General features: G+C 56.7%; 13 protein-coding genes. All 13 read right to left on the bottom strand.

Features of this window, described 5'->3' with window-relative positions:
• Positions 1-7: 7 nt before the first annotated feature.
• The 13 genes from EYC62_00830 to EYC62_00770 all read right to left on the bottom strand — a co-directional run bounded on the left by EYC62_00830 (position 8) and on the right by EYC62_00770 (position 13770).
• Positions 8-3232, bottom strand: a complete 3225-nt coding sequence (locus tag EYC62_00830) for a CusA/CzcA family heavy metal efflux RND transporter (GenBank protein ID TAH37806.1) — start codon at positions 3230-3232, stop codon at positions 8-10.
• An 18-nt stretch (positions 3233-3250) separates the two neighbouring features.
• Entirely contained in the window at positions 3251-4288 is a 1038-nt protein-coding gene (locus EYC62_00825; GenBank protein TAH37805.1) for an HlyD family efflux transporter periplasmic adaptor subunit, read from the bottom strand.
• Entirely contained in the window at positions 4245-5525 is a 1281-nt protein-coding gene (locus EYC62_00820; protein TAH37804.1) for a TolC family protein, read from the bottom strand. The genes EYC62_00825 and EYC62_00820 overlap by 44 nt, the downstream gene beginning before the upstream one ends.
• 98 nt (positions 5526-5623) lie before the next feature.
• Positions 5624-5953 carry a hypothetical protein gene (locus EYC62_00815; protein TAH37803.1) on the bottom strand — a complete coding sequence of 110 codons (330 nt, stop codon included), beginning with the start codon at positions 5951-5953 and terminating at the stop codon, positions 5624-5626.
• A gap of 102 nt (positions 5954-6055) precedes the next feature.
• Complete coding sequence (locus tag EYC62_00810) at positions 6056-6268, bottom strand: hypothetical protein (protein ID TAH37802.1); 213 nt, start codon at positions 6266-6268, stop codon at positions 6056-6058.
• A gap of 142 nt (positions 6269-6410) precedes the next feature.
• Positions 6411-7115: a hypothetical protein gene (locus EYC62_00805; protein TAH37801.1), complete on the bottom strand. Its 705-nt coding sequence runs from the start codon at positions 7113-7115 to the stop codon at positions 6411-6413.
• Between the two features lie 393 nt (positions 7116-7508).
• Positions 7509-9929: a hypothetical protein gene (locus EYC62_00800; protein ID TAH37800.1), complete on the bottom strand. Its 2421-nt coding sequence runs from the start codon at positions 9927-9929 to the stop codon at positions 7509-7511.
• Positions 9926-10402: a hypothetical protein gene (locus EYC62_00795; protein TAH37799.1), complete on the bottom strand. Its 477-nt coding sequence runs from the start codon at positions 10400-10402 to the stop codon at positions 9926-9928. The genes EYC62_00800 and EYC62_00795 overlap by 4 nt, the downstream gene beginning before the upstream one ends.
• Positions 10399-10626, bottom strand: coding sequence for a DNA-binding protein (locus tag EYC62_00790; GenBank protein TAH37798.1), 228 nt, complete (start codon positions 10624-10626; stop codon positions 10399-10401). The genes EYC62_00795 and EYC62_00790 overlap by 4 nt, the downstream gene beginning before the upstream one ends.
• A gap of 118 nt (positions 10627-10744) precedes the next feature.
• Positions 10745-11395 (bottom strand): hypothetical protein, encoded by a 651-nt coding sequence (locus EYC62_00785; protein ID TAH37797.1) that lies wholly within the window; start codon positions 11393-11395, stop codon positions 10745-10747.
• A complete protein-coding gene (locus tag EYC62_00780) occupies positions 11376-11795 on the bottom strand; it encodes a hypothetical protein (GenBank protein ID TAH37796.1) in 420 nt (139 codons plus the stop codon). Before EYC62_00780 ends, EYC62_00785 begins: the two co-directional genes overlap by 20 nt.
• Entirely contained in the window at positions 11795-13135 is a 1341-nt protein-coding gene (locus tag EYC62_00775) for a recombinase family protein (GenBank protein TAH37795.1), read from the bottom strand. Before EYC62_00775 ends, EYC62_00780 begins: the two co-directional genes overlap by 1 nt.
• Positions 13132-13770: a DUF2924 domain-containing protein gene (locus EYC62_00770; GenBank protein TAH37844.1), complete on the bottom strand. Its 639-nt coding sequence runs from the start codon at positions 13768-13770 to the stop codon at positions 13132-13134. Before EYC62_00770 ends, EYC62_00775 begins: the two co-directional genes overlap by 4 nt.
• Positions 13771-13874: the final 104 nt, after the last annotated feature.

Below are 13874 nucleotides of genomic sequence, written 5' to 3'. Positions count from 1 at the left end.
TACCTCCTTATAAAGCTTCTTCAACATTGTCGGTCTCGGTCGTGTACTTTTTGTACAGCGCGGGCAAGACGAACAGTGTCAGCATGGTGGAAACGATCAGACCGCCGATGACGACGAGAGCCAGAGGCCGTTGCACTTCCGCGCCTGCGCCTGTGGAGATCGCCATGGGGACGTAGCCGAGGGACGGAACAATCGCCGCCATCATCATCGGGCGGAATTTGTCCACCGCGCCGCGCACGGCGGCCTCAGCCACTTTCTTACCCGCCTGCACATGCTGGTTCATGCTAGTGACCATGACCAGGCCGTTGAGGACGGAGATACCGGAGAGCGCAATAAAGCCCACCGCTGCCGAGATCGAGAATGGCAGATGGAAGAGCCAGAGCGTCAGGATACCGCCGATCAAGGCCAAGGGGATGCCGCTAAAGACCAGGATGGCGTGTTTCACCGATCCGAGCGCAATAAACAGCAATAGGAAGATGGCGAGGAAGCAGGCGGGAACCACAACAGCCAACCTTTCGGATGCGGCCTTCATGTTCTCGAACTGCCCGCCCCATTCCAGCCAGTATCCGGCCGGAACCTTGACCTTGGCGGCGATGGCGGCCTGCGCGTCGGTCACGAAGCTGCCGATATCGCGCCCGCGCACGTTGGCCTGAATGACCACGCGGCGTTTGCCGTTCTCGCGGCTGATCTGGTTAGGGCCGTCAACCAGCTCAATATTGGCCAGCTCACGCAGAGGGACATAAGTGGGGCCGCTATCGTGGCCGTTGTCGTCCTCTGCGGGCAGGAGAATGGGGAGGTTTTGCAAGGTCTCCTTATCCTCCCGCAACTGTTCGGGCAAGCGCACGATGATGTCAAAGCGGCGGTCGCCCTGGAACACCATGCCAGCCTCGCGCCCGCCGACAGCGATGGAGATCACCTCCAGAATATCGCTGACATTGAGGCCGTAACGGGCAATGGCGGGCTTATCCAGCTTGATTTCCAGCATGGGAAGGCCGGAGGTCTGCTCGACCTTTACGTCCGCAGCGCCTTGGATGGACTTCATCGCGGCGGCGATCTCGTTGGCCGATTTTTCCATGGCACCGAAGTCATCGCCGTAAATCTTCACGGCCACATCGCTGCGGACGCCGGAGATCAGCTCGTTAAAGCGCATCTGGATCGGCTGCGTGAATTCGTAGTTGTTGCCAGGAACCTTGTTCACGGCTTCCTCGATGCGTTTGATCAGCTCGGCCTTCTCCAGCGACTTGTCCGGCCATTCTTTTTTGTCCTTCAGGATGATGAAGGTGTCCGAGACGTTGGGCGGCATGGGGTCGGACGCCATTTCCGCCGTACCCGTCTTTGCAAACACAAAAGCGACTTCGGGGAACTTGCTGACCGTTCTTTCTACCTCGAACTGCAGGGCTTGAGACTGGCTCAGGGAAGTGCTGGGGATACGCATGGCATGCATGGCGATATCCTTCTCGTCCAGCGTCGGGATGAATTCCCGTCCCAACGACATGAACACCACACACGAAAAGGCGAAAGCGGCGAAAGACACCGCCGCCACCTTGAGCGGGTTGTTGATGGCGCGTTTCAGCATCGGCTCATAGGCGCGCTTGCCGCCGCCGATCAGGCGGCCTTCTTTCTCCTCGACCTTGCCTTTGACGAAGATAGCGATCATCGCGGGAACAAAGGTCAGGGACAGCACAAGGGCCGCGGCCAGCGCGAGGATGACGGTGATTGCCATCGGCTCGAACATCTTGCCTTCGACGCCTGTGAAGGTGAGCATCGGAACGTAAACCATGATGATGATCGCCTGACCAAAGACGGTCGGGCGGATCATTTCGCGGCTGGCTGCCATGACTTCGTGCAGTCGTTCCGACAGCGTCAGGGTTTTCCCTGTCTCATGTTGCTTCTCGGCCAGACGTTTCAGGCAGTTTTCCGTGATGATGATGGAGCCATCCACGATCAGACCGAAGTCGAGCGCGCCCAGCGACATAAGGTTGCCGCTGATCCCACCCTTGACCATGCCGATGGCGGTCATCAGCATGGAAACAGGGATGACGAGTGCCGTAATGATGGCGGCGCGGATATTGCCAAGCGTCAGGAATAGAACGGCAATAACCAGCAAAGCGCCTTCCGACAGGTTCTTTTGAACCGTGCTGATCGTCGCATCCACGAGCTTGGTGCGGTTCAGGACGGTTTTAGCCTTGAGGCCAACAGGCAGAGACTTGTTGATCTCGGTCAGCTTTTTGTCGACTGCCGCCGAAACGGTGCGGCTGTTTTCGCCAATCAGCATAAGCGCAGTACCGACCACAACCTCGTGGCCGTTTTCGCTGGCAGAACCCGTCCGCAGCTCTTTGCCAAGACCAATGTCGGCCACATCGCGCAGATAAATCGGTGTGCCTTTGCGGTGGGCAACGACAATATTGCCGATCTCGTCAGCCGCCTCGATACGGCCATCGGAGCGCACGACATAGGACTCGCCGTTGTTCTCGATATAGCCCGCGCCAATGCTGGCGTTGTTCTTTTCAATCGCCTCGATGATTTCCGAGAAGTTAAGGCCGAAAGCGACCAGTTTCTCCGGATACGGGCGCACATGGTACTGCTTGACGTAGCCGCCGATGGCGTCGATGCCCGCGACACCCGCCACGGACTTCAACTGCGGCCGGATGATCCAGTCCTGCACGGTGCGAAGGTAGGACGCCAGCTCGAAGTCCTCCTTCAGCTTCTGGCCTTCGGGGGTGAGATAGCTGCCATCGCTCTGCCAGCCAGGCTGGCCGTTCTTGACTTCCGCGCCTTCGCCGCCAGGGTGTTCGTATTCCACCGTCCACATATAAATCTCGCCAAGGCCGGTCGTGATCGCGCCCATGCCAGGCTCCACACCTTGGGGAAGGCTTTCTTTCGCCTCGGAAATACGCTCACCGACCTGTTGCCGCGCAAAGTAAATGTCCACGTCGTCTTTGAAGATCGCCGTGATCTGCGAGAAGCCGTTGCGGGAGATCGAGCGGGTGCTTTCAAGGCCAGGAATGCCCGACAGCGCCGTTTCAATGGGGAACGTGACCTGTTTCTCGACTTCCATGGGGGAGAAAGCTGGTGCGACGGTGTTGATCTGTACCTGTTTGTTCGTGATATCCGGTACGGCGTCGATGGGGAGGTTTTTCAGGGAGAAAACCCCGACCAAGGCAATCGTCAGCGTCAAGAGCGCGATCAAAAAGCGGTGGTGCAGGGAAAAGCCGATAATGCGTTCAAACATGATATGCGTCCTTTACCTTTAATGTGCGTGTTCCGCGCCGGCTTTGCCGATCTGCGCTTTGACGACGAAGCTGCCTTCGGAAACGTATTTCTCGCCTGCCTGTACGCCCTCGGTCACTTCTGCCCAAGTGCTGTCCTGCAGGCCGAGCGTGACGTTGCGGGTCTCGTAGTTCCCGTCCTTTTCAACAAAGACAACAGGCTTGCCTTCAATGCGCTGAATGGCCGAGAGCTTGACGGCCACAGGCACACTCTTTTCCGCCGTGAAGATATCGCCGTGGACGGACATGCCAGGACGCCACTTGCCGTCCGCGTTGCTGACTTCCGCGCGCGCGATGACAGTCTGGCTGGCGCTTTCCGTCAGCGGCAGCAGCGAGGCAATCTCGGTGTCGCTGATCATGTCGCCGCCGACCGCCTTGATACGGATTTTCTGGCCGCTGCTTACCGACATCATATCCTTGGGGAAGATGTGGAATTCACCCCAGAGGCTGGAGAGGTTGGCGATGACGAACATCGGCTCATCTCCGGCGATGTGGCCGATATTGGTGTTTCTGGCCAGCACGATGCCGCTGATCGGTGACTTGATGGCATAGACTTGCAAGCTGTCGTTAGCCTCGACTGTTGCCAGCGTTTCGCCTTCCTTCACGGTTTCGCCTTGAGTCTTGGTCACGGATTTCACCACGCCCGCAAAGCGGCCTTTGACTTCCGCCATGGCGTTGCGGTTGAGGGAAATCTTGCCCGTCACAGGGATGGAGCTTTGGATGACCGCAGCCCCGGCATCCGCCGCTACGATCTTCATGTCTGCGGCGGCCTGCGGGTCGATGGCAGCCTTGCCTTCTTCATCATGGTCTTCGCCGCCTTCCGCGCCGTGGCCGTGTTCACCGCCTTCTTCGGCGTGTTCTTCACCCTTGCTGGCGGTGGCAGCTTCTTCCTTGTGATCGCCGGAGGCATAGACCGGCACTGCTGCGGCACTAAGCGCCAGCATGGACACGAAGGCAAAGAGGACGAGTTTTTTCTTATTGAGCATTTTTATCTCCATAGGCATTGAGAAGGTCGACATTCTTTCCGGTCAGGCGGTCGAATTGCGCCTGCGCGATGTGGTAGTCTTTTAAGGCGCTGACATGCTGCATGTGGACATCGGCCAGCGTGCGCTGCGCGTCCAGCACCTCCAGATAGGGGAACTTGCCCGCCGTATAACCTTTCTTCGCAAGAGCGAAGGATTTTTCGGCGGCGGGAACGATGCTTTTCTCAAGGCTTTCGATTTCCAGCCGTGAAGTTTGCAGTGCGTTCTGCACCCGTACCAGCTCCAGCTCAATTTCCTGCACGGCAGCGGTTTTCTGGTGTTCCGCTTTCGCCACTTCATGGCCCGCCTTCATGATGTTGCCCTGATTGCGGTTGAACACAGGGAACGGGATGGAGAGGCTCGCCACAAAGGCCTGGCTGTCGTCTCCGCGTGAATCCCTGATGCCAGCGCCGACCGTCACATCCGGCACGGCGTTGGCTTTTTCAACGTCAAGGTTTGCGCCCGCAAGGCCGATGCCCGCCTGCAGTAGTTTCACATCGGGGTTGTTTTCGAGAGAGGGCTTGCCCTGAACATCCTGTGTCGTGAAGAAGCTGTCCTCGTCGATCTGATAATCCACCGCATCCTGCCCCCACATGCGGGCAAGGTTTTTCATCGCGGCCTCAAGGTTGCGCTCGGCCTTTTGCAGCGCGATCTTGCTGCTGGCCAAGGCGACCTCGGACTTGCTTTGCTGGATGGCAGGCTCCGCCGCAGCAGCGACGCGGCGCGCCACGCTTTGCAGGACATCTTCGGCTAGTTCCTGCTGATTTTGCGCGACTTCCACCTCTTCATGCGCGGCCACGGCTTCCGCCCAGGCAACCGTGGTGTCGCGCACAAGGTCGAGCGCGGTGGCGCGGAGTTCAAGGTCGGCAATGCTCATCTGCATGTCCGCCGCCTTGATGCGGGCAGAGCGTTTGCCGCCCATTTCGATGGGCTGCGCCACGCCCAGGGTGACTTCGGCTGCGTCAAAGCCCTTTGCAGACTTTGTGCCTGCGAAGTTTTCAGCTTCCGCCGAGAATTCGGGGTTGGGGATGAGGCCGCTTTGCTGCCTTTCGCCACGGCTGACCCCGATGCCTTCCAATCCCGCCTTGAGTTTTGGCGAATAGGTCAGGGTTTGACGTATGGCCGCTTCCAGCGAGAGCTTGGTGTCGGCGGCAGGGGCAGCTTCTTGAGCATGAGCCGTGTTTAAGGTCGCGGCGATAAGACCAGCACATAGGAGAAGAGTTTTAGAACGCATGATAAACCACTAAATGACTGAATTGATGGGACTGCGGGCATGAGGAACGCGCTGGCACATACCAAGCGCATCCGTTCAAACCGGACAGGATTCAGGATTTAGATGGTTCGGGGGGGTTCCAGGGGGCTTTGCGGGCCAAGGCCAGCAAGAGAAGCCGCTGCCATCATGGGCTGCTGCTGTGAATGTTCAACACCATTCGCGCCAGACAGGAAAGCGGAGAAAATGGTATGGCAGCCGCCGCAAGCACAGCAGTGGTCAGCCTTGACGGTCTTCTTGCTGTCGGGCTGGGATTTGCTGGCGGTCTCTTTGTTCTTGCTGACATCGACCGACACAGAGCAGTTCGCGCTAAAGCACGAATCTGCCGCCTGCGCCATCGCGGGAGCGATGAGCAGGGACAGGACGATCAGGAATGAAAACAAGAATCTCATGCTCTTAAGGTAATTGCTCTATGCAGAATGTCAAGTTTTATAGCATCGCGCACCTTCGTCGAATGAGATTCAATGCTTTAGCAAGTGTGTAGATAGTCATATTTATCGAGGTCGCTTTGTCGGCGCCATGGCAATCTCCAGGGCGACCGCCCGCATGTCGGGTTTATCGTACATCCCTGACTCGTAAACCGCTTTCAGGGCGGAGTGCAGCAGCTTGCCGGAGATTTTGACCGTCTGCGTTTTGGCGCTGTTCAGATCGTAGATTCCGAAATAATTGCGGGCGACCTGATCGATGGATTTTTTCTTGTAGGACATAGTGAGCCTTTCTGGCGGTATTCCCGCCAGTTGTAACCTGTAACTGTAACCTGTAACCCGTTTTTTTCGCCTGTCGCTAAAAAACCCGGGCGCCTTGCCCGCCCGCATGCGTTTTATCGCAGGAAGGACCCGTCAAACGCCGTCAGGTGCCGACATTCGCATCCAGCATTTCTCTCTCCATGCGTTGCAGGGTACGGTTTGTCTGGCCGAGATCGCGCAGTTGCTCGTATATCTTCATGGCAGAGGGATCTAGCGTCCATTGAGGGACAGGCTCTGCACCTTCCTCAAGCCGCTTGCCATGGGTGGGGTCTTCAAAGATATTTCCCCCCGACTCCAGAGAGTTGATACGGAGGCTGAACATATCACGGTTGCGCCAGGAGTCGTAATGCGTGCCGGAATAGATCGCGTAGCATCTCGCGGCAAAGCTGTTTAGGTTCTCGACGATCCTCCTCAGCTCCTCGTCCATCTCTTTGGCAATGGCGCTGCTGAGATCGGAGAGAGACCCGTTGGCGGCTTCGGCCTGAGCCTCGATTTGCGCGGAGAGCGTTTTCTTTCTCTCCTCCAGAGCGGATCGGGCGGCGGCGAGACGGTCTTGCTGATCGCGCACCTGCAACAGCCCAGCGCTCACCTGCTGGCTGTCGGCCTCTGTCGTTTCTCCGAGCAGGCGGCGGGCTTCGATATGTCCCGCCGTTGCCAGAAATTCCTTGTGGCCTTTCTCCATGGCTTGGCGTTCCACTTCAAGCGCCGCGAAGGCTTCATCGACTTTTCTGTGTTGTGATATGTATGCGTCGGCGGCTTTGAAGATTTTGAGCGTGGCAGCATATTGCTTCTGGGTTTCCGGTTTCATAATTTATTTCCTTTCGTGATGCTGCCGGAAGGCGGCAGCGGCCTGACAGATGGGGCGCGACCTGTCAGCGCGTGTTTCTCCTGTGGCTGTGGGAGATATTCTTTCGTGATATCTGGCCTGACGCGCGGCGGGATTTCTTTTCCCTCTGCTTCATCCACCTCATAGAGAGGACGTCGCGTGACGCGCCAGTGACGTCAGAATGGTGTGAAAACCTGTCTAACTGTCTGATAGTGTTGAGATGACGCACCCCGGCATCATCCTTTTTATATAGGGGGTAAGAACACGATATATATGTGTCTCGTTTTTCCCCTATATCGCGATAGTTAAGAGTCTGGTGCGTCATCTCAACACTTTCAAAGGCTTGTGCCCGAAAACCTGTCACTTTTGTGTCACTCATGCGTCACTCCCGTATCGTGTGGATGCGTAGGTTGAGGTGGAGACGGCGTGTTTCAGTGTCATGCCCAGAAAAACGCGCCCTGTATTAAGGCGTTTGGATTCCATGCCCGCCGCATTGGCAAGAATGCGCTGGACAAAACCGTTGATAGCGGGGAGCTTGTCGCGGCTGTATCCCTCGGCTACGGCCCAGGTATGGAACTGTTCGTGCGCCTCGCGTGCGGCGAGGCGGGGATAGCCGCAGGCATGGGGCTTCACCTCAACACAGGCGTCCAGCCATGCCAGTACCGGATCGGCGCCCAGTATCCATTCCCTCAGTGCATCCTTGCTGGAGGGTGGGATCGTGAAATTTCGCTGCCGGATGAGACGGGATGCTCCCTCCACCGCCCAGGCGAGCAGCAGGTCGGCCTCTTCCGAGGCGATGCGACGCCCGATAGCTTCAACTCTTTCTTCCATGGGGATAAACCTGTTAAATGAGATAACCAGCAATCGGCGCTGCACGCCGCGGTCCATTCCGCCCTGAAACGGCGGTAGAGCATTGGTGGCGAAGAGATGTTGCGCTGTCGGACGAAATTCGACCCGGCTCTTGTAAACGTCACGGCCATCGACCGGCTCGCCCGTCACGATGGATTTGAAGGTGTCCGAAGCGATGGCGACGGAAGATGACAGCTCATCGCTGGCATTGAGCAGTTTTCCCGCAAGGCCGATGACATGGCGTTCATCTCCCATGCGTCCGGCTGGAACGGAGCTGATGGCGCTGGCGGGCAATAATCCGCGCGCAAGATCAAGCACCTGGCTTTTGCCGTTTTCAGCGCTGGCGCCCTTGAGGATCACGGCGCGTGGCTGGAGCAGTCGGGTGGCATAACCCAGTGCCGCTGATCCGCAGACTTCAGCCAGCACATGTGTTTTTTCAAAGGCGTCATCGTCGCCCTGAAACACCCCATGCAGGAGGCAATGGAGAAGATGGCTGGCGGATTGTCGCGGCTGTTCGTCCGGCGTCCATTTTCCGGGGAGCGTATGGCGGCAGCGGTGCTCGCGGCTGTGCGGCTCGATGCTGGCGTTGCCATCCGCAGAAAACCGGATAAACCCGCTGCTACAGTTGATTCCAACGGGCGCGTCTGCAAAGAATTTTTCCTGTGTCAGTAGAGCGGCCAGCTCGTGCAGAATGGAATCCACGCGGCTTTTGCCAAGTTTGACGCAAGTGGGCTCACCCCTGGGCGTTTTATAACCGGCCCCGTCATATATATGTGCGGCCACACGCAGCTCATGTTCCTGTATGGCTTCCCAGCGTGTCGCCGCGTAGCGCCAGAACTGCCCCTCGGCATGGACGATCTGTCCGTATTTCTCGATCAGGTCTTCGCGCATACGGACGGAAATTTCCACGTCGGAGCCAATAAAAACCGTCCGCGCCCGATCAGAAAACCCCGGATGGACACAGGGTTTACCCTCACTGATCAGGACGCGAACGGTCTCCTCTCCGCCGGTACGGAGAAGATCGTTAAAATCTGTGCCTTGCGGCGGCGCTGCAACCGATACGGTACATCCGCGTTTTTGCAGCCGGGCAATGGCGCGCCCGATCTGGCCGTCCGCCCTGCTGCCGGGGAGATCGCCGTCACGGGCAATGGTAACGGAGGATTTTTCCGGCACCGGCGCGTTGCCGATATTGCTGATGCCGAGGCATGCCCATGTCTCCTGACCTGTGGATTGCCAGACCGAAAGGGCGGTCTCGACGCCTTCGGTCAGGATGACAGGCTGCTTGCCTGGCAGGCGCACAGCGGACTTTTCTGCCCATTTCTCCACAGCCTTGTTCGTGCGCTTGACGACTGCCAATGGTGCCTTTTCTCCAGCATCAGTCAGGTAAATCTGCTGTATGGCCAGCACGTTTCCGGAGGCATCCGTTGCCAGCGCCACCAGAGCGCCATAGCTTCCGGAAGCGTAAGGCCGGAACTGAACAGAGGCTGGCGGCGCAACCGTAATACCACGCCGTTTCAGGTATCGCTCAGCAGGTGTGCCTTCGACGGGGCCGCAATCCCCGACAATGTCGGCAACTTTAGCGGCTCTGTCTTCTGGCGTCGACTTTTTTTCAGGCTCGGCTCTATGTTGCGTTTGCGGTGCCATGCCCAGCCATTGCTGTGCCCAGTTGCAGGCCGCGTTCTTTTCCAGGTTCAGCCGATTGCACACCAGCTCCAGCGCATCGCCGCCGACGCCTTGTTCATGGTCATACCAGACACCGGCTTTGTTGCCGGAAATATCAACCGCCAGGCTGCCTTTGCTGCCGTAACGAAGCTGCATCGCCGTACTGAGGCTTTTGTTCGGTTCGCCCAGCAGATGTTTTGCAAGGGCATCGATGCGCGCATTCAGAGAAGCGGCGATGATGGAGATATCCTGCTGGCGAACATGGCCTATATTCAATTCCGTCATGCATTCACCTTTTTCTCAGGCTGAGGCACGCTCAGGACAACCGGCATGTCCGGCTTGATATTCTGTAGAAACCGCACCCAGGCCAGATCGTGGGAGGGGCGCGTTTCGATGATCAGCGATCCCGTCCGCAGATAGCTGGGCATCAGGCTCATCATCTGGTAAAGGTCTGTGACGGGCGCTGTCGAGATGACCGCCGCATGATCCGTCATTTTAACAAGCTCGGTGAGAGAGGGCGGGTGAAATCCTTCCGGCCCCAGCGCCTTGTCCCCGTCATCAGCAACCATGGCAATAAACGGACGCTGGTTTGTACTGCCACGGAAATCAATCGGATCGTTCCCCGGCGGCATGATCAGAACCCGTACATTGAAGTCTCGCAGCGCCTTGAACACCGCGACAACATGCTCGGTGTCTTCGACAAGACCGATTGCCCGCGTGATCTGCTCTTTATTCATCCCCTGCCACTGCCTGCTCATGGCTTCACCGCATTCAGCCGTTCAAAGTAATGCTGATCAGCTGTTGACTGGCAGAGCCTGGACAGCTCGTAGGCTTCAATATCCGAAAGGCGGTATTTGACGCGACCGCCGACCTTGATGAATTTCGGCCCGACACCCGTCCACCGCCAGCGCTCCAGCGTGCGGCAGGACACGCCAAGCCTGCGCGAAAGTTCTACCTGGTTAAAATGCTTTATTTCCGTCATGTGCTGTGGCCTCCATGCCCTTGTTGCTCTGGAGACCATCATTCACACTATGCGCTGCCCGAAACAGGCGCATTAAACTGCCTGAAACTCAAATATGTTTCAGGCAGTCTGGGACGGATTACACGGCAGTATGCAAGTCTTCGCTCTGCTGCTTTATATGAGAGTTTGGCTTATAAGTGATGAGCGCGTTGCGAATGGTATTTTGTGAGGGGACATCTTCCCGATTCTTGAAGTGCAACTCGGCCCACTGGCGCAACGTCAGTGCTTCACGCGTGTTGTGCTTGTAAGCTTCATTCCTTTGAATGCGCCGTTCATGCTCTTCAAGGACTTTCTTCATCACACTTGGACGACCTCCACGATTCGGCTTTTTTTCTTTACCGGAAAGGTATTGCTCCACAAAAAATTCAAAATCCCACATGCTGACCATCAAACCTCCGCGCCGTATCAGGATTGCGGGCTGTTCTTCCGGCACGATGAGACGCACTTCCGGATAGTCAAAGAATTCGCGGGCATGAACAAAGCCTGTGGTAAAAATCTCACGACAGTCATTGGGGGATAGAGTCACGTATCCCTCGTAAGGCGCCGAATGCGCTTTCTGACCATCTTTTGATGAGACGCCTTTCTGCTCATGAATGAACATACTTTTGTTTATCCAGGTACATCCCAGCATCTGTCCATGCGACAAATAATATTGCAGATCAAATTCTGTGATTTCCAGCTTCTGAACAACTTCCTGCAGATAATAATATTCACGTTTCGGCAATGCCATTTTTATTCTCCTTTATAAATCCAAATATTTTTCTCTGCTCCCGCCAGTCCGCCGGGAAAGGATGCAGCAGGTCGGCCAGCTGCAGGTCTTTCGGCTGTTCTCCATCCATGATCGCCATGCGGATGTCGGGAGCCAGAAGATTGAGTCGCATGACCCGTGCGGCATATGATTTGTTGATCTTATACTTTTCGGTAAAAGCCTCAAGAGAAGCGAATTTTCCCCTCTCATAAAGTTCCTGCCAACGCCATGCTTTGGCGATGCCGTTGATGAGCGTCGCGTCCTGTCGGGCAGAGGCGGCTGCGGCAGGGCTGCCTTCCGGCAGCATGATCAGCTTGCGCCCGCCACGGCGTTTGAAAGCTACAGGCACATGAATACGGATGGCGTCCGGTGTTATTTCCATCAGACAGCCTCCTTCTGCGGGAGTTTTTCGCTTGATTCCTGCGCCAGCTGACCGACTGCACACCTGTGTATGGCGATTTCCACGCCATCTGGTTTGAGGATCACTTCCTGCACCAGATTCCGGATCAGCCTTTCCTGCTCGGCAGGGAACAGATGCTCCCAGACCTCCGTGATATTGCCAAGCGACTTGTGAATGTCCTGCTCTGTAACGTAAGGGTCTGATGCTTTAGCCTGTCGCCACGCTTCGGCAACCATCTCCGGTGATTTCAGGATTCCCTGCAGCTGCGTCAGGACAATTTCCTCTATTTCTCCGGCACTGACGCTGCCAACAGGGCAGGAAGCGCAGGATTTCTTCATGTGGGCATTCGGCGTGTAATAACGATAGAGCCGTCCACGCCGTCTCGTACTGGTTGGCGTCATGCCGGAGCTGCAGCCTGCACATTTGAGGACGCCACGCAGGGCTGCGCCGATTTCACGGCGGTGATAGTTGCCACGCGCGCGGGGGCTGGCTTTCAGCGTATCCTGCACCCGCTGCCAGAGACCCTGGTCGATGAGGGGCAGGTGCTGGCCTGGATAAGACTGATCTTTATGAACGATCTGGCCGATATAAATCGGATTGGTGATCACTCTGTAGACAAAGCCTTTATCCATCAGTCTGCCGGTGCGTGTTTTTCCCTTGCGGCTTGTGTGGGTTTTACTGCGACATCCCTTGTCACGCATTTCCTGCGCCACAGAGGTCACGGACTGCAGCTGTTCGAAGCGGCTGAATATCTGCCGTACAATCAGAGCTTCCGTTTCATTGATCACCAGTTTGCGGTCTTTGATGTCGTAGCCCAGCGGCGGCACACCGCCCATCCACAGCCCTTTGCGTTTGGAAGCAGCAAGTTTATCGCGGATGCGTTCTCCGGTGACCTCACGCTCAAACTGCGCGAAAGACAGCAGCACGTTCAGGATCAGCCGTCCCATGGACGTGGTCGTATTAAACTGCTGCGTGACGGAAACAAACGAGACTTTATGCTTCTCGAACACCTCAATCAGGTGAGAGAAATCCAGCAGCGAGCGCGTCAGGCGGTCAATCTTGTAAACAACCACGACGTTGATTTTTCCGGCCTCAATATCAGCCATAAGGCGTTTCAAAGCTGGCCGTTCCAGATTGCCGCCGGAGAAACCGCCATCATCATAATGATCTGCCACCAGTAGCCAACCTTCATGCCGCTGGGCAGTGACATAGGCTTCACCGGCCTCGCGCTGCGCGTCCAGCGAATTGAACTCCTGTTCCAGACCTTCTTCATGCGACTTGCGGGTATAGACGGCGCACCGGACTTTCTGCTTGATCGTCATGGCTGGCCTCCATTCCTGCGTTTCAGGCCGAAGAACAGAGGCCCCGACCATTGTGTCCCCGTAATGCTGCGGGCAATGGCGGACAGGCTTTTGTAGCGTCTGCCCCGATAGTCAAAGCCGTGATGCAGTATCGTCACCTCATGGTTTTCACCGTTGTATTCCCGCATCAGCCGCGTTCCGGCGACAGGTTTGTCGGGAGACAGCCTGACAGCCCGTTTGATAACCTTGCCCTGGGCATCCATGCACTGGCGGGCATGGGCTTCCAGCTTTCTTTCCAGCACATAGGTGTCTGCGCCATAGGCCAGCTCCTGCATCCTGTAGGCCAGCCGTTTGACGAAATAGACTTTGTTGAAAGGCGGCGGTTCGGTGGGGTACAAATCCTTCCAGAGTTTTTTCAGATCAGGCGCTGTCATGGCGGGCAGGGCTGAAATGCGGGCGATAATATTATTGCTCACGGTGCGACTCTCCTTTCCTGAGAAGTTTCGCCATGAACGCTCCGTTCCGCGATGAAGTCCAGTCGAATAGACCAGAGAAACCGATGTTTTTGCGAGGTGCTGACATACCCTGATTTTACGCGCGCGCGAAAAGGGCAACAATAACCTTTGAACACGATAGAACACCCTTCTATACGACATTGACCCCTGAAAATGCTCGAAATCGGGTGACGAACCCCAGAACCGAAACCGGAAATCACGCATCAGGCGAATCAGCCGTTTACGGGTGAGTACCGACCTCAAAC

The organism is Alphaproteobacteria bacterium (assembly GCA_004295055.1).
Taxonomy (GTDB): domain Bacteria; phylum Pseudomonadota; class Alphaproteobacteria; order SHNJ01; family SHNJ01; genus SHNJ01.
The sequence above is the reverse complement of the archived record's forward strand: the minus strand, read 5'-3'. Positions and strand labels throughout refer to the sequence as shown.